The organism is Rhizobium sp. AP16, from assembly GCF_000281735.1.
Lineage (GTDB): Bacteria > Pseudomonadota > Alphaproteobacteria > Rhizobiales > Rhizobiaceae > Rhizobium > Rhizobium rhizogenes.
This window is the reverse complement of sequence record NZ_AJVM01000067.1, coordinates 69,499-85,166: the sequence shown is the minus strand read 5'-3', so window position 1 is coordinate 85,166 and position 15,668 is coordinate 69,499. Positions and strand designations below refer to the sequence as shown.

Sequence of the window (15,668 nt, the reverse complement as noted above, 5' to 3'; positions counted from 1 at the left end):
TTGTCAGAACTTGTAATTCACCCCCACGCGAATGCTGTGGAAGTCGGCAGTTGCTTTGCTTGAAAGAGCGTCTCCCCCCGCTGTAAAGCTTCCAAAGTCCACATACTGGTACTCCAGCTTCGCGGTCACATTATCCGTGAAGGCGTGTTCCACGCCGGCGCCGAGTACCCAACCGGCTTTGGTTTTGTCTTCGCTGAAGCTGCCGACGCCATCCAGCGATCCCTTGTAGTCGATATGCCCATAGGCAAGACCGCCGGTGCCGTAGAACAAGGTGTTGTCATAGGCATAGCCGACACGCGGACGGAGCGTGCCGAACCAATTGATTTTCGAGGAGCCATGTGCTCCGTCGTTGGTAACCGAGTCATGAATATTGGCGCCCTGGAAATCGGCTTCGAGACCGATCACCCAGTTCGGATCTACTTGATAATTGTAGCCGATCTGGCCGCCACCGAAGAAACCGGAGCCTTCGATCTTGCCGAATTTGCCAAGAAACGTATCGCCGGAGTGCAAACCGAATTTGTCATCGCCACCGAAAGCGCCGCCGCCATTCAAGCCGACATAGAAGCCTGTCCAGGTAAATACCGGCTGCTCTATCGGTGCGGCTGGCGGGGTTGAGACCGAGAGGTCCGCGGTGTAAGCCGCACTCGCCATACCAAACGCGAAAAGGAAAGCAGCAGATCCAAGCACCTTATGCATTCTAGATTCTCCTCAGGCAATTTCAGGAATAACATGCAACTTCAGCAAGTTGACGTCGCAGCCATAATATAGACTTGATTATATGTGTAAATACGAAGGTACTCATATATATTTCCAATATGTAAGCTTTACGTGTATAAGCATGTCGTAATCCGTATTGAAAAATATCGCAGACCATCGGTTTAGAGCTGACGACGCGCGACGTCCTTCGCAGATGCGATATCGCTGATATGACGTTGCCGATTCTGAAGGGCCGCCAAGCGGTGTCCTCCCAACACAAAGCAGGCTTAGGTCTTCGACCGACACAGAATTCATCACCAGATCGGTTGCCTGCAGTTATAAGCCCGAGTACAGAAAATTTGCGACCAGTCGGCAGACCATCATGCGGGTCCGCGACGATCATCCGCAACTTGCCAAGCAGATGGGTCTGGGAACCACTTGATGTCCGTAAAAACCCCTGCATTTCGTGATAGCTTTACTGCTGACCATCGCCGAGTGCTGAATGAACCTTCCTGATGACAAGGCCCAATACGAAACTGGTGAGCAGGCGTTGAACGCGGCCATTATGGAACACCCGTGGATGGACTTTTATCTCGTGAGCCTCGATGAAACCCATGCGGTGGTCAGGGGCACGCTGGACATGAGTTACGGCTATCAGCTGCAGATCGAGTTCATTGGTGTGGGCTTCATCGACTGTCCGATCAGTTGGAAGTCCGATACCGGCTCGGAGGTCTTCTCCAGGTCCTCGCCCGAGACACTCCCGGACGATACGCGCAAGCGCTTCTTCGACAACAACGGCGGTGACGTATTTCGTTTCACGATAGAGGGCTTTCATGGCCCTTTGTTCGCGTACCTCGTAGCCGAGGAGATGCGATTCCGACGTTCCGACGAACTGGCATACCTGCCATGGTGAGGAGTACAGGGCCGGACAGCCCTTTGCGAACTGCCGGAAGATTCTTCCGGGCCGTACGATGTTCACAATTCGTCCGAACTTAGCGCAGGATTCTGAACTGCTCTTGTCCTGACCCCAAGTACTGGCGTCATTGGGCTCGTTCTGTCGCTTTTCAAATAGACCGGTTTTGCCGCAATCGTCAGGTTTGTCTTGCTGCTGCAGATTGAGATTCGTGGCAGCTGGAGGCTCAACGGGGCGGACCACTCAATTGGGTCGTTGAGCCTCCCCTCGCTCACTCAGCCAGCCGCACCTTCCAACGAACAAGCTCGCTGAACTTCACGGTTTTTCCGTTTGCGGATGATCCGACCGGAAAGCCGGTCCGTGACGCGAATGTCGATACAGATCGGCAATCGCATAAGCCCGGCTCGCCGGGATATCGGATAAGACGGATAAGTTGTTCCTCGGTGCCGGCCGCGCGCATCCGACCTTTCATCCCGGCACGGATTTGATCCACCGTGCGCAATCAGACTTTTGCTGTCGTTTCCCGCATGGACTGTCCGCCATAAGCGGTACACATCTGGACCGCTGTCGCAACCGCCAAATTGCGATGGCGGGAGGTCCGGCTAATGGCTCGGAGCGATGGTCGGACCTCCACCTCCAGTAAAGACGACTGTACCCGCGCCATACTTGCGCAGATGCATATTGGGCGACTGGTGAATGTGACGGCATCGGCTATCTGCGCGACCCGTCAGGGACCGGCGGAATTCCGAAACGTCAGAGGATGATGCGAATGCCTGCCTCGTTGACGGCCTTGATAAAGGCTTGGCGGATCTCTTCCGGTGAAACCCGATGATTGATCCCATCGATGCAGGCCTGAAGCGCCGCTTCGAAGGCTTCCCCCTTAAGATCGGGCCAGTGGTCTGTGAGATATTCGACGGCTTTTCCGACGGTATCTACGACATAATATCCGCCACCGCTGCGGATCTCAATTTGGACTGGCGCAAAACCTGGAAGACTGGCATTTGCCGGATCGTTGCCGTTTTCGAGCATTTCTCGAAAACGTTTGGCGGTAACCCGGCCGATCTTCTCTATCCTTCGTTCGCTCCCCGTATCACGAACAACGTCATTACGGCCGGAGGTTGTAATTCTTACGTCCTCGACAAACTCTCCGGAGCCACCAAGCAAGGGGTCCTTTGTTGTCGCCAGACATAGTTGCATATGAGCCGCGGATTGGGAGATGTCGACTGGGATGGAATCTGTAAAAGTGCCGCCGTGATCGATGTCGGCGCGAAGGCTCTTATTATTCTGCCACATGCCAATATTTCCTAACAATTGCGTATCAAACCCGCTTTGCTAGCGGACCTGCACAGCCGCGATACAGTGCTTCGTAATAAGTCCAGTCGCACTAAAACAATTCCCATGGCCCAATTAGGGCCAGCCGGCATTTCTTGACAGACATAATACCAATAAAAGTCATCGATTGGTATGTGCCGAATTGTTAGGCTTATCTCCAGATTGTCATATTTATACGTGTTTCTGGTTGTGAAGTCCAGCGCCAGTCTCATATTTGACATCGAGTTCCAATAGTGGAACTATAAATTAACGCCGTTGAAGAGTATTGAAATGAGTTCCCTTGAGGATGCGGTCTCTATTCTAGCTTGCTTCTCGCTGGAAGAACCGGCAATGACGCAGGCCGAACTGACGCGGAGAGTTGGACGCCCGAAGGCAACGATCTCCCGTGTCATGCGCAGCTTGCGCGAGAGCGGAATCCTGGAGTTCGAACCGACACGCAGGCTCTATTCTCCCGGCCTCCGGCTCTTCGAACTTGGACAGATCTGCCGCTCCAATCACAACTTCCTGGAAACCGTCCAAAAGCGGCTGGAAGACATTTGCAGAATTGGCGGGCACACGGGGTACATCTCCGTATTCGACGGCACACAGATGGTTGCTCTCAGGATCGTTCGCGGCTCCAGCCCTCTAGCGATCGCGGCGGTGCCTGGCCACCGTGTGCCGTTGCACGCGACATCAAGCGGTCGCGCCATGCTGGCATTGCTGAGCGACCGGGAGTGGCGCCACCGTGTACCGGATCCCCTGCCCTTCGTTTCGCCGAACAGTCCACTCGACCATGACGCCCTTCTGGAGCGCATACAGAGAATCCGAACGACAGGACGCTCTTCCGCCTCCAACGAAACACAGCACGGCGTCTCTTCTCAGGGCATCGCGTTGCGCGATCCCGAAAGCGGCGAGATCATCGGCGTCGCCATCTCCTATCCCGAAAGCATGGCAGCGGATGAATTCAAACAGATGATCGGCAATCTTCTCGATCATATGAAGTCGGAACTGACGCGGCTGGGAAATGCTATCTGACCCTGCTTTCGACCATCGACTATGGACGCTCGAAGCATATGGGGACGCTTTAAAAGCTCGGAACGGTATCAAAGACGATCGTTGAACGATCGGGGGGGGTGGCGCACCCGAATGGGTGCGCCCCGTTTTCACATGACCAGAAAGGTCGATGGCGCAACCTGCAATGCAGCCGCGAGCCGCCGAAGTTTTGCCGGATCTGCATCAGCACCAAGCTCGATCTCGGAAATCTCGTCTTGGGTAAGGCCACAGGTCTCTGAGAGATCGGCGATCGTATAGCCGATGGCCTCGCGGGAACGCCTGACGGCAGTGCCGATTTCAGAATGGGGAACCACGGAAGCTTTCGAACTATTGAGGTTGCTGGGAGTAATGGACATGAATTTCTCCTTCCAAAGTCCACCGGCAAGCCAAATTGCCGGGTGAAGGCAGCTATGCAGCCATGAGCAATCTCGACCTAAACAGACACGATCGAGCGCCCGGCCAATATAGTCATAGATCCTTAGCAAACAAGTGCCGAAGTTTGTCGGGATAATTCACCTGGTTCGAGGGCCTGATTTTCCGATTCATCGGCATGCCGAGACGGCGGCCATTCCGCCCTCCTTGCCTTCGCCGCACACACTCCCATGGCGCGCGGCGAAGGGGATTTACCGACCTTATCTCGTGGCGGTCCGCAATTGCAGCCTCGATACGCCGGCGGCAACGTTAAGCCCCGTTCCCGCTTCGCCGCTCAACGGCTGCAGACCGAAGTTTTTCGAACTTCCGCCGACAAGCGCATTCGCGCCGAGACCAAGACCGACTGAGGCGCCTGCCGACGCACCGATATAACTGCCGGCCAAAGCGCCCTCTCCGGCACGGGTCGCCTGGGTGCTGTAAACCACCCAGCTCAGATAAGACTTGCCCGTAATGCCGATATCGAGGCCGAGCTTGCCGATGGATCCGACATAGCGTTCAGCCGGTCCAGATCGCCGTTTGAACAGGCAGTCGACCGATTTGTTGGAGCCGATCACCATTCCGACACCCCCTGCAATCTGGCAGGATAACGTGCCGAGACGTTCTTTCGGCCCGGCTGCTGCCTGCTCCTTATGGGCCTGCTTGTGTGACCGATGCATCGTTTGGGCATCGGCGATGGGGACACCGAGAGCCAGCGAGGCAGCTGCGACGATGAGAGCAAAGTTTTTCATGAGGTTTCCTCCTTGGGCATTCGCACCCCATTCAACGCGCCGAAGAGGAGTTCGTTCGAACCGGGGAGGATTTTCCTGTACCAAGGCTCCAGCGCGCAATTGTTATCCGAGCGCCTGGCTGGCCAAACCATAGGTCAGCGGCAACCCGTCGCTGGGCGGAGCGCCGTCACCGCGCAGCCAGGAGCGCCGCAGCGACATGCTGGTCACGGTATCGTAGATCGGCAATCCCGATTGCATGATGAAACGTGGAAAGGCGCCGGTCTGCTGTCGAGTGTCAATCCGCAGGAAGCTGCCGGCATGATCGACGACATGCGGCCTGGTTACGGCGATCGCCTCCTCGTCGCTTGCCGCCACGACGGGGCCGATCACATGACCGCGTCCGAAACGGCGACACAGAGAAAAGGCGATTATTCTGCCACTCCGGACGAGTGCCACGCCCTTCGAGACGCCCAGAAGGCGTTCGAGAATGGGCGTGCGATCCGCGCCATAGGCCGCCAGGTCCAAAGCCGCGATTTCGGCAAGGTCGGTTTCATCGACCGATCGCAGCAGCGTGCCGGATGGCAAGGGCTCCGCAGGCGGAGCGACCGCCTCGCCGTTGCATTGATAGACAATCCCCTCGGTGTGAAATCCGAACGAGTCGTAGAGCCGCTTAGCGGAGCGGGTCGCACTGAGGCCGAGCGCCCGCGAACCTGTCTCGGCGATGATATGTTCCATCATCCAGCGGCCGGTTCCCAGCGTCTGCAATCTCGGTGACGTGATCACCATGCCGAATGTGGTAAAATCGGGCGCGAAATCGAACCACATGGCCGAGCCGAGCACACGGCCGATGGCATCACGCGCTACGATACCCCGTCCCATGTCGAGAACGATCTGCCAGTCCTTGGCGCGATGCGGCCAGCCGACTGAGAGGGACAGAGCGTGCAGCGCATCGAGATCGGCGTCCTTGATCTCACCGATGGTCAATTCGAAGGAATCCAGTTGGATCGAGCTGGATTTCGCCATGACTGTCTCCCCTCCCGCCAACCGCGTTCTCCGATGAGCCCGAACGCCTGCCGGGCGTTTGGATGAATAGGCTTTTGAATTTCCCCAGGCAATGATGCCCCTCTTCGGTTGTAGCCGCGGCCGCGCAACAGAATGCACTTGAAATCCCGGTAAAATCAGAAGATTCCACCAAAGCCGCCAAGCTTTCGGCAGACAGGAGACAGGCCCTGCCTTATTCTTAGGAAAGTTTCCTTCTCCCGAGAATACACTCCTCCCAATTGCTCCAGAGATTCATCGATGTCTCCTCCCGTCGGCCGCGTCGCCAGCAATCACGACCTTCCGAACTCGGCCGATGTCGTCGTGCTTGGCGGCGGCATGGCCGGCGTCGCGGCGGCCTATGAGCTTGCCAGACGTGGTACGTCGGTCGTCCTCATCGAAAAGGGCGTGATTGCCGGCGAACAATCGAGCCGTAACTGGGGCTGGTGCCGTCAGCAAAACCGCGATCCGAGAGAGCTGCCGCTCGCGCAGCTTGCCCTGCGTCGGTGGGAAAACCTCAATTCGGAGCTCGGTGAAGAGACAGGCTTTCGCCGTACGGGTCTCATCTATGCTTCAACACAGAAGGCCAGCATCGACACCTGGGAGCGATGGGGTGTCATCGCCAGGGGCTTCGGCGTCGACACGCGGATGCTGACGGGAAGCGAATGCGCCAAGATGCTTCCCGGTAACAGCCGTCGCTGGAATGGTGGCGTCTATTCCCCAACCGATGGGCGAGCCGAACCGGAGCTTGCGGTACCTGCCTTGGCACGCGCCGCCCAGCGGCTTGGCGTCGTCATTCTCCAGAATTGCGCCGCTCGCGAGCTGGAAACGGAAGCCGGGCGCATCAGCGGCGTCGTCACGGAAAAGGGCAGTATCCGCACCTCGGCCGTCCTCGTTGCCGGCGGCGCCTGGAGCGGCATGTTCCTCCGGCATCATGGCATCCGCTTCCTGCAGGCAAGCGTCAAATCTACCTCGTTCTACACCACCGCTGCGCCAGCCGTCACGGAAGGCGGTATTGCGATGGAGGAGGTAACGATGCGCCGCCGGCTCGATGGCGGCTATACTGTCGGCCTGAGCGGTCTCGGCCAGTTGCAGATCACACCCTACGGCCTGCTGCAGGCTCGCGAATTCTGGCGTACCTTTCAGATCAGGCGAAAGGGCCTTACGTACGCTTTCGGACGTTCGTTTTTCGAAGGTCCGGAAGCGATCGCCCGCTGGAAGGCGGATGGTATCTCGCCCTTCGAACGAATCCGCATACTCGATCCGCGGCCGGACGCCCATCTCGTCAAGCGCGGCATCGACCGGCTGGTGGCGACCTATCCGGCGCTTGCCGGCATTCGCCCGGCGCAAAGCTGGGGTGGCATCGTGGATTCCACGCCAGATGCCATACCGGTAATTTCCTCGGTCGCATCGCAGCCCGGCCTGTTCGTTTCGGCGGGCTATAGCGGTCACGGTTTCGGAATCGGGCCCGGGGCTGGCATGCTCGCCGCCGATCTCATTCGCGGTGAAACGCCCTCGGTCGATCCGACGCCCTTTCGCTATGAACGCTTGATCGACGGAACCGATCTTGGAAAGCCGGGAATGCTGTGATGATTACGATGACCGTGGAGCAGATACTCGAGAGACTCATCGGATTTCCGTCCGTGGTCGGTACGCCCAACCATGAGATCGTCGCCTGGATCGCCGATTATCTCGATCAAGCCGGCGCAAAGGTCACCGTCTTGCCCGGACCGGAAGGCGACCGCTCCAATCTCTTCGCCACCATCGGCCCAGCCGATCGTCCCGGCTACCTGCTCTCCGGCCACATGGATGTCGTCGCAGCGAACGAACCGGGATGGGAAAGCGATCCTTTCCACTTGCGGCGCGATGGCACGCAGCTTGTAGGTCGCGGCACGAGCGACATGAAGGGCTTTCTTGCCTGTGCGCTTGCCGCACTGCCAAGCATCACCGGGCGACCGCTTGCCAAGCCGCTGCATCTTGCCTTCTCCTACGACGAGGAGGCCGGGTGCCGCGGTGTCCGGCATCTGATCGTGCGGCTTCCCGATCTCTGCGCGACACCGGAAGGATGCATCATCGGCGAGCCAAGCGGGCTGCGCGCCATTCGCGCTCATAAGGGAAAGGCTGCCGTGAAAATCGAGCTTGGCGGCCGTGGCGGTCATTCGTCGCGCCCAGACCTCGGGCTGAACGCCATCCACGCGATGGCGGATATTCTGGACGAAGCAGTCAGGGCAGCCGAGCGCCTTGCAAGGGGACCGTTCGACAACAACTTCGAGCCACCCTATTCCTCTCTGCAGATCGGTACCATCCAGGGCGGGCAAGCCCTCAACGTCATTCCCGAACATTGCGCGATCGAGCTGGAAGCCCGCGCCATCGCGGGTGTCGATCCGGCAGGACTGCTTACAAGCATTGAAAAGCGCCTAGAGGCTCTGAAGGAACGCGGCTTTGCAGCGCGTTGGGAGGCCATGAGCAGCTATCCGGCGCTTTCCCTTGCCGCCGATGCTCCGCTTGCGCTGCTGATGGAGGAGTTGACAGGGCAGACACCGCTTGCCGCCGTCAGCTACGGCACGGAAGCGGGCCTCTATCAGGCCGCCGGAATGGATGCGATCATCTGCGGTCCGGGTGATATCGGGCGAGCTCATAAAGCCAATGAATTTATCGAGGACGACGAGTTGTCCACCTGCGTGAAGATGATCGAGGCGCTGGGGGATCGCCTCATCCAATAACCAGAGAAAATCGGATCGACATGCGGTCGATCAGCCCCACTTCGACATATCCTGCGGCTGCAAAGGCGGCAGAATACCAAGAGCAAGCGCGAGAGAATCCATGGCTTTTCTATTCAATTCCGATGCGGAACGGGCGAAGATCTTCGCAGCCGCCTTTGCGCGTGAACTGCCCTCCCTCCCCTTCATCGCCGATGCCGCCAGCGTCGACCCGGAAACGGTCAAATATCTGATCACCTGGACGGCGCCGGCCGATCTCGCCCGCTATCGCAACCTCGAAATCCTGTTCTCGATCGGCGCAGGTGTCGACCAATTCCCGCTTGCCACGCTGCCTGAGACAGTGAGGCTCGTCCGCATGGTGGAGGACGGCATTGCCAGAATGATGCAGGAATATGTGACGCTCGGCGTGCTCGCGCTGCATCGCGACCTGCCAGGTTATATCGAGCAGCAACGGACAGAGAAATGGACCGTTCGGCCGGTCCGCCAGGCACTCGATCGTCGCGTCGGCGTGCTCGGCCTCGGCAATCTCGGCCTTGCCGTTCTCGATCGCCTGCGCCCATTCGGCTTTCCACTTTCCGGATGGAGCCGCTCGCCGCGTATTGTCGAGGGCGTTACCTGCCATAACGGCATAGACCAGCTGCCGGAATTTCTGGCGGCGGTCGATATTCTCGTCTGCCTCCTGCCATTGACGTCGGAAACACGCAGCATCCTGAATGCCGATCTGTTCAGGGCCTTGCCGCAAGGCGCTGGCCTCGTGCATGCCGGTCGCGGCCAGCAACTCGACGCAACAGCGCTTATCGATGCGCTCGACAGCGGCCATCTCAGCGGTGCGGTGCTGGATGTCACCGACCCGGAACCGCTGCCGGCCGAACATGCACTCTGGCGCCACCCCAGGATCATCCTGACACCGCATATTGCCAGCGCCACCCAGCCGGAAACGGCGGCACAGACAGTCATCACCAATATTCGCCGCCACGAGGCCGGACTTGACCCGATCGGTCTCGTCAACCGCAGCCGCGGCTACTGATCATCATCGCGAAAGGAATCCCATGTCCCTGCTGAAAACCATCGATCCCACGCCGTCCTTCGAGCCCAAGCAGTCCAAGGCCCTGCCGGAGCGGCTGATTTCGGGAGATCCATCCTTCAAGACCTGGGCCCAGGACAGCGCCCGCGACGGGATGATCAATACGGGCGTCTGGGAAGCGACCCCGGGCGAGAACCATTCTATCAAAGGTGAGACCTTCGAATTCTGCCATATCCTTCAGGGCGTCATCGAATTGACCGAGGAAGGCTGCGCACCGGTAACCTATCGCGCAGGCGACAGCTTCGTCATGAAGCCGGGCTACAAGGGCGTATGGCGGACGATAGAGACTGTTCGCAAGATCTACGTAACGGTGAGCTGATGACGAGCCTCGCGGACCTTCCGGTCTTCGAGGCGCCGAATCTTGCACTGAAACGCCAAGGGCAAACGGGATATTCCATCGCGACATTGCAAGGACTCGATGGAAACTGCCAGGACGCAGCCGATAGACTTGAGCGACCCTGCGGCAAGGAACAGCCATGACCCTCAGTTTCGACCCAGATTCGCTCGAACTTCCAAGCGGACACTTCATCGATGGCCGCTATGTGGAGGCACGCGGCGAAATGGCCATGCGTCGCCCTTCGGACGGAGCGGTCTTTGCCGATTGTCCTATCGCCGGAAAGGATATCGTTGACCAGGCCGTCGCAGCGGCAAGCAAGGCGCTGAAGACGAGCGGCTGGGCGACCCTTCGGCCGCGCGAGCGGACCAAGGCCCTGGTGCGGTGGGCCGACCTCATGGAAGAGGAAGCGGTGAAACTCGCGCGCCTGGAGGCGGTGTCCTCGACCCGCCCGATCGGCCAACTCATCGCCGGCGACGTCGCGATCACCGCCGAGCAGATCCGCTTCTTTGCCGAATTCGCCGACAAAGAGGGCAGCGATCTGGTGCCGACCGACGGCAACAGCCTCGGCATGATCATGACCGAACCCTATGGCGTCGTCGGCGCGATCACACCCTGGAACTTCCCGATTTCCATGGCGGGCTGGAAGATCGGTCCTGCTCTGGCAGCCGGCAACGCCATCGTGCTCAAACCTTCCGAGATGACGCCATTCTCGACGCTTTATATGGCGGAGCTGTCGGTGCGCGCCGGCATTCCCGCCGGCCTGATCAACATCGTCCTCGGCGACGGCCCGACGACGGGTGCCGCGATCACCGGCCATCCCGGCATCGGCAAGATCAGCTTCACCGGCTCCACCGGCGCCGGGTCGGCGATCATGGAGAATATCGCCCGCACCGGCGTGAAGCCGATGACGCTGGAGCTGGGCGGCAAGAGCCCCCAGATCGTCTTCGCCGATGCCGATCTCGATCTGGCCGCCGAGGCGATTGCTCGCAACATTCTCTCCAATGCCGGGCAAGCCTGCGTCGCGGGCTCGCGCCTAATTGCTGAGCGCTCGATTGCCGAGCCTCTGGCGAAAGCGATCCTGACACATATGCGCAATATCAAGCCCGGCCCAACCTGGGACGAGAGCAGCCAATATTCGCCGATCATTTCGGAGCGCCAGATCGGGCGGATCGACAGTCTTGTGCAGGCTGCCATCGACGCCGGAGCGGAGTGCCTGACCGGCGGCTCGCGGCTGGACCATCAGGGCTATTTCTATGCCCCGACGCTGCTTGCCGGCGTCGACCAGACTTCGCCCGCCGTCACTGAGGAGATTTTCGGGCCAGTCCTGACATTGCAGACCTTCGAGACAGAAGAGGAAGCGCTTTTGCTTGCCGATCATCCGACCTATGGGCTTGCGGCAGGGCTGTTCACACGTGATCTTTCCCGTGCCGTTCGCGTCACACGCCAGCTCCAGGCGGGAACCATCTGGGTCAACCGCTACGGGCGCTCGCGCGACCATATTCTGCCGACCGGCGGCTATAAGAGCTCCGGCATCGGTAAGGACCTCGGCCGCGACGCCTATCTCGCCAATCGTCGCAGCAAGTCCGTGCTGATCAACATTTGAGGACCTGACATGAAGACCTATAAAATCGCGCTCATCCCCGGAGACGGCATCGGCACGGACGTTATCGCCGCCGCATGGCAGGTCGTGGAGAAAGTCGCCGCCAAGGCGGGCTTCGGACTTCAGCCGACCAGCTTCCCCTGGTCCTGCGCCTACTACAAGGAAACGGGCGCTATGATGCCGGCCGACGGCATTGCGACGCTGCGCGGTTTCGATGCCATCCTGCTCGGCGCCGTCGGCTGGCCAGCCGAAGTTCCCGACTCCGTTTCGCTGCACGGCCTGCTACTGCCGATCCGCAAGGCCTTCGAGCAATATGCCAATATCCGGCCGCACCGGCTATTGCCCGGCGTCGAAGGTCCATTGAAGGCTCGCGACTTCGACATTGTCTGCATTCGCGAGAATACCGAGGGCGAATATTCCGGCGCCGGCGGACGCGTGCATCAGGGAACGGCCAACGAAGTCGCCGTCGAGACCTCGATCTTCACCAGGGCGGGCGTCGAGCGCATCCTGCGTTTCGGTTTCGAGCAGGCCCGCGCGCGGCGCGGAAAGCTCGCTTCCGTCACCAAGTCGAATGCGCAGAAATATTCCATGGTGTTCTGGGACGAGATGACCGCGCGGCTGGCTGCCGAATATCCCGATGTCAGCGTCACGAACTACCATATCGACGCCATGGCGGCGCGCATGGTGATGGCGCCGGAAAGCCTCGACGTCATCGTCGCCTCCAATCTGTTCGGCGATATCCTGACCGACCTTGGCGCCGCGATCCAGGGCGGCCTCGGCTTCGCGGCTTCCGCCAACCTCAACCCTGACCGCAGCGCGCCGTCGATGTTCGAGCCGGTGCACGGCTCCGCCCCCGATATCGCTCATCTCGGCATCGCCAATCCGATCGCCGCGATCTGGTCGGCCGCGATGATGCTCGATCATCTCGGTGAAAAGGCAGCCTCGGCCGAGATCATGCATGCCATCTCCGCTGTGACAGAGGCCGGTATCGGCACGGTTCCCGGCAAGGACAAGACCGACGCAATCACCTATGCTGTGCTGAACGCACTCGCCTGAACGACAAGGAAGCGACACTAATGGACCTCAAGGACAAGAGCCTGTTTCGCCAGCAAGGCCTGATCGGTGGAACCTGGCGCGACGCCGCCTCCGGCAAGACTGTCGACGTTATCGATCCTGCCTCGCAGGCCGTGATGGGCACCGTTCCCGATATGGACGGAGCTGAAACCCGCGCCGCCATCGACGCCGCCAATGCCGCCTTCCCGGCCTGGCGCGAAAAGACCCATGCCGAGCGCGCCTTGCTGCTCGAAGCCTGGTTCGATCTGATGATCGAGAATTGCGACGATCTCGGCTTGATCCTGACGACCGAGCAGGGCAAGCCGCTCGCCGAAGCATGTGGCGAAATTCGCTACGGCGCTTCCTTCGTCAAGTGGTTCGCCGAGGAAGCACGCCGCATCAACGGCACGACTATCCCCTCGCCGACCCGCGACCGGCGCATCGTCGTCCTCAAGCAACCGGTCGGCGTCTGCGGCATCATCACGCCCTGGAACTTCCCGAATGCGATGATCACCCGCAAGGTGGCGCCGGCACTGGCCGCCGGCTGTACCGTTGTCATCAAGCCCTCTGACTTCACGCCCTATTCGGCGCTGGCGCTGGGCGTTCTTGCCGAACGCGCCGGCATTCCGGCTGGCGTCATCAATATCGTCACCGGCATGCCGACCGAGATCGGCAATGAGCTGATGCACAACGAAACGGTGCGCAAGATCTCGTTTACCGGCTCGACCCGCGTTGGCGCGCTCCTGATGCGCGGCGCGGCCGACAACATCAAGCGGCTCAGCCTCGAACTTGGCGGCAATGCGCCCTTTATCGTTTTCGATGATGCCGATCTCGATCTCGCCGTCGAAGGCGCCATCGCTTCCAAATTCCGCAATGGCGGCCAGACCTGCGTCTGCTCCAACCGTATCCTGGTGCAGGACGGCGTCTATGACGCCTTTGCAGACAAGCTTGCGGCTCGCGTTTCCGTCATGAAGGTCGGCCCCGGCACGCAATCGGGTGTCGATATCGGCCCGATGATCAATGCGGCCGCGATCGACAAGATCGAACGCCACGTCAGCGACGCCGTCGAAAAGGGCGCGAAGATCATCGCCAAGGCTTCGAACCTGCCGGAAGGCCGGCAATATGCCGCCCCGGTCGTGCTCTCGGGCGCGACCACGGACATGCTGCTTGCGAGCGAAGAGACGTTCGGCCCCGTCGCACCGCTCTTTCGCTTCAAGACCGACGACGAGGCGATCGCAATCGCCAACGGCACACCGTTCGGGCTTGCCGCCTATTTCTATACCGAAAGCCTCAAGCGCTCCTGGGCGGTTGGCGAAGCACTGGAATTCGGCATGGTTGGCCTCAACACAGGTGCCATTTCCACCGAAGTCGCCCCCTTCGGTGGCGTCAAGCAATCCGGACTTGGACGTGAAGGCTCCCAACTCGGCATCGATGAATATCTCGAAATCAAGACCTTCCACATTGGCGGGCTTGCCTGACATATCAGCAAAAAAGGGCGGCGGCGAAAGCCACGCCCTAAACTGACTTGCAGAACGGACACCGTAGCAACTTCTTTGCCAGCAGAAGTTCACGCCTTCAGAAGAAGGCCCGACGCTAAGGCTTGAAAGGTCTCGACAGCCCTGGGCAGCACATGCTGCGGTTCATCGCTGGCTGCGACCCAGAGAGCGGCATTGAGCGCGGCGCCACTGAGAAGCCGGGCGGCGGCCTCAGCGTCAACCGGCTTGAGGGTCTCCTGAGCGATAAGACGCTCCACTGTCTGCTTGGTTGCTTGAAGACAGCTGCTTTGACTGGGCCATTTCGACGGATCCCCCAACACGGCAGGTCCGTCGAGCAGAACAATGCGTTGGACCTCCGGAACAAGCGCCATCTCGATATAGGCCGCCCCTTCGGCAAGCAGCCCCTTCCAATCATCGCCCGTGAGAACGCCGATCTCTTGGGCGCGCGACGCCATTTCCGAGTCGATCTGATCGACAACCGCCGCCAGAAGCCCGCGCTTGTCACCGAAATTATGGTAGAGCGCGCCCCGTGTCAGACCGGCTTCGGCGGTCAACTCGTCCATCGAGGCGGCCGAGTACCCTTTTTCGGCGAAGGCCTTTCGTGCGGCCGCGACCAGCTTGGCACGGTTCTCCTCCATCGTCTCAACGCGTCGTTTGGCCATCTTGCCCTCAATTTCATATACGCCGCGTATATCAATTTGACATACGGGCCGTATATGGTTATTTCACATACGCACCGTATATCAGATGATGCAGCAGCCTGTGAAGCTCACAGTTCTCGCTGCGCTTGTCTGGCGCCTGTCAACATCGATGGAGAAAGATCAGGAATGACCAAACGCGAAGCAATCTTCCCCGCCAACCGGCATGCCCTTTATGAGGAACATGGCTATTCCGCTGCCATTCGGTCCGGAGACCTCCTGTTCGTGTCGGGGCAGGTCGGCAGCCGTTCCGATGGGACGCCCGAACCCGATTTCGAACGCCAGGTTCAGTTGGCCTTCGAAAACCTCAAGGCAACGCTGGATGCGGCGGGCTGCACGCTTGATGATATCGTTGATGTAACGACATTTCACACCGATCCAGAAAACCAGTTTCCGACAATCATGGCCGTGAAACAGACGGTTTTCAGTGAGCCTCCTTATCCGAACTGGACCGCGATCGGCGTAAACTGGCTCGCCGGCTTCGACTTCGAAATCAAGGTCATTGCCCGCATCCCAGCAAAGGCGTGATT

The 15,668-nt window shown here is 59.6% G+C and carries 16 protein-coding genes; 10 read left to right on the top strand and 6 right to left on the bottom strand.

Annotation, left to right across the window (positions count from 1 at the left end):
- Positions 1 to 3 precede the first annotated feature (3 nt).
- Positions 4 to 696 carry an outer membrane protein gene (locus tag PMI03_RS21535; RefSeq protein WP_007697910.1) on the bottom strand — a complete coding sequence of 231 codons (693 nt, stop codon included), beginning with the start codon at positions 694 to 696 and terminating at the stop codon, positions 4 to 6.
- 502 nt (positions 697 to 1,198) lie between these two features.
- Between PMI03_RS21535 and PMI03_RS21530 the strand changes: the two genes are divergently transcribed.
- A complete protein-coding gene (locus tag PMI03_RS21530) occupies positions 1,199 to 1,609 on the top strand; it encodes a hypothetical protein (RefSeq protein WP_007697907.1) in 411 nt (136 codons plus the stop codon).
- A 753-nt stretch (positions 1,610 to 2,362) separates the two neighbouring features.
- Here the strand turns inward: PMI03_RS21530 and PMI03_RS21525 are convergent.
- Positions 2,363 to 2,902 carry a DUF982 domain-containing protein gene (locus PMI03_RS21525; RefSeq protein WP_007697904.1) on the bottom strand — a complete coding sequence of 180 codons (540 nt, stop codon included), beginning with the start codon at positions 2,900 to 2,902 and terminating at the stop codon, positions 2,363 to 2,365.
- A gap of 309 nt (positions 2,903 to 3,211) precedes the next feature.
- On the opposite strand from PMI03_RS21525, the gene PMI03_RS21520 reads away from it, so the two are divergent.
- Positions 3,212 to 3,955, top strand: coding sequence for an IclR family transcriptional regulator (locus PMI03_RS21520; protein WP_007697901.1), 744 nt, complete (start codon positions 3,212 to 3,214; stop codon positions 3,953 to 3,955).
- Positions 3,956 to 4,083: 128 nt separating this feature from the next.
- Here PMI03_RS21520 and PMI03_RS21515 read toward each other — a convergent pair whose 3' ends face one another.
- The 3 genes from PMI03_RS21515 to PMI03_RS21505 form a co-directional block, all read right to left on the bottom strand.
- Positions 4,084 to 4,329, bottom strand: a complete 246-nt coding sequence (locus PMI03_RS21515; RefSeq protein WP_007697897.1) for a helix-turn-helix domain-containing protein — start codon at positions 4,327 to 4,329, stop codon at positions 4,084 to 4,086.
- A 276-nt stretch (positions 4,330 to 4,605) separates the two neighbouring features.
- On the bottom strand, positions 4,606 to 5,133 hold the full coding sequence (locus PMI03_RS21510) for a DUF992 domain-containing protein (RefSeq protein WP_007697893.1): 528 nt from the start codon (positions 5,131 to 5,133) through the stop codon (positions 4,606 to 4,608).
- Between the two features lie 102 nt (positions 5,134 to 5,235).
- Positions 5,236 to 6,135, bottom strand: a complete 900-nt coding sequence (locus PMI03_RS21505; RefSeq protein ID WP_007697890.1) for a GNAT family N-acetyltransferase — start codon at positions 6,133 to 6,135, stop codon at positions 5,236 to 5,238.
- 276 nt (positions 6,136 to 6,411) lie between these two features.
- On the opposite strand from PMI03_RS21505, the gene PMI03_RS21500 reads away from it, so the two are divergent.
- The 7 genes from PMI03_RS21500 to PMI03_RS21470 all read left to right on the top strand — a co-directional run bounded on the left by PMI03_RS21500 (position 6,412) and on the right by PMI03_RS21470 (position 14,422).
- Positions 6,412 to 7,740, top strand: a complete 1,329-nt coding sequence (locus PMI03_RS21500; protein ID WP_007697887.1) for an FAD-binding oxidoreductase — start codon at positions 6,412 to 6,414, stop codon at positions 7,738 to 7,740.
- 8 nt (positions 7,741 to 7,748) lie between these two features.
- Positions 7,749 to 8,873 (top strand): acetylornithine deacetylase, encoded by a 1,125-nt coding sequence (gene argE, locus PMI03_RS21495; protein WP_309574461.1) that lies wholly within the window; start codon positions 7,749 to 7,751, stop codon positions 8,871 to 8,873.
- 100 nt (positions 8,874 to 8,973) lie between these two features.
- Complete coding sequence (locus tag PMI03_RS21490) at positions 8,974 to 9,897, top strand: glyoxylate/hydroxypyruvate reductase A (protein WP_007697881.1); 924 nt, start codon at positions 8,974 to 8,976, stop codon at positions 9,895 to 9,897.
- 22 nt (positions 9,898 to 9,919) lie between these two features.
- Positions 9,920 to 10,273, top strand: coding sequence for a cupin domain-containing protein (locus PMI03_RS21485; RefSeq protein WP_007697878.1), 354 nt, complete (start codon positions 9,920 to 9,922; stop codon positions 10,271 to 10,273).
- Positions 10,274 to 10,430: 157 nt separating this feature from the next.
- Entirely contained in the window at positions 10,431 to 11,894 is a 1,464-nt protein-coding gene (locus PMI03_RS21480) for an aldehyde dehydrogenase (RefSeq protein ID WP_007697874.1), read from the top strand.
- Between the two features lie 9 nt (positions 11,895 to 11,903).
- The gene (locus PMI03_RS21475) at positions 11,904 to 12,947 is read left to right on the top strand and encodes a tartrate dehydrogenase (protein WP_007697872.1); all 1,044 of its coding nucleotides are present in this window, start codon (positions 11,904 to 11,906) and stop codon (positions 12,945 to 12,947) included.
- Positions 12,948 to 12,967: 20 nt separating this feature from the next.
- Positions 12,968 to 14,422, top strand: coding sequence for an NAD-dependent succinate-semialdehyde dehydrogenase (locus tag PMI03_RS21470; protein WP_007697870.1), 1,455 nt, complete (start codon positions 12,968 to 12,970; stop codon positions 14,420 to 14,422).
- Positions 14,423 to 14,511: 89 nt separating this feature from the next.
- Here the strand turns inward: PMI03_RS21470 and PMI03_RS21465 are convergent, their stop codons facing one another.
- Positions 14,512 to 15,102: a TetR/AcrR family transcriptional regulator gene (locus PMI03_RS21465; RefSeq protein ID WP_007697867.1), complete on the bottom strand. Its 591-nt coding sequence runs from the start codon at positions 15,100 to 15,102 to the stop codon at positions 14,512 to 14,514.
- Between the two features lie 165 nt (positions 15,103 to 15,267).
- Between PMI03_RS21465 and PMI03_RS21460 the strand changes: the two genes are divergently transcribed.
- Positions 15,268 to 15,666 (top strand): RidA family protein, encoded by a 399-nt coding sequence (locus tag PMI03_RS21460; RefSeq protein ID WP_007697864.1) that lies wholly within the window; start codon positions 15,268 to 15,270, stop codon positions 15,664 to 15,666.
- Positions 15,667 to 15,668 lie beyond the last annotated feature (2 nt).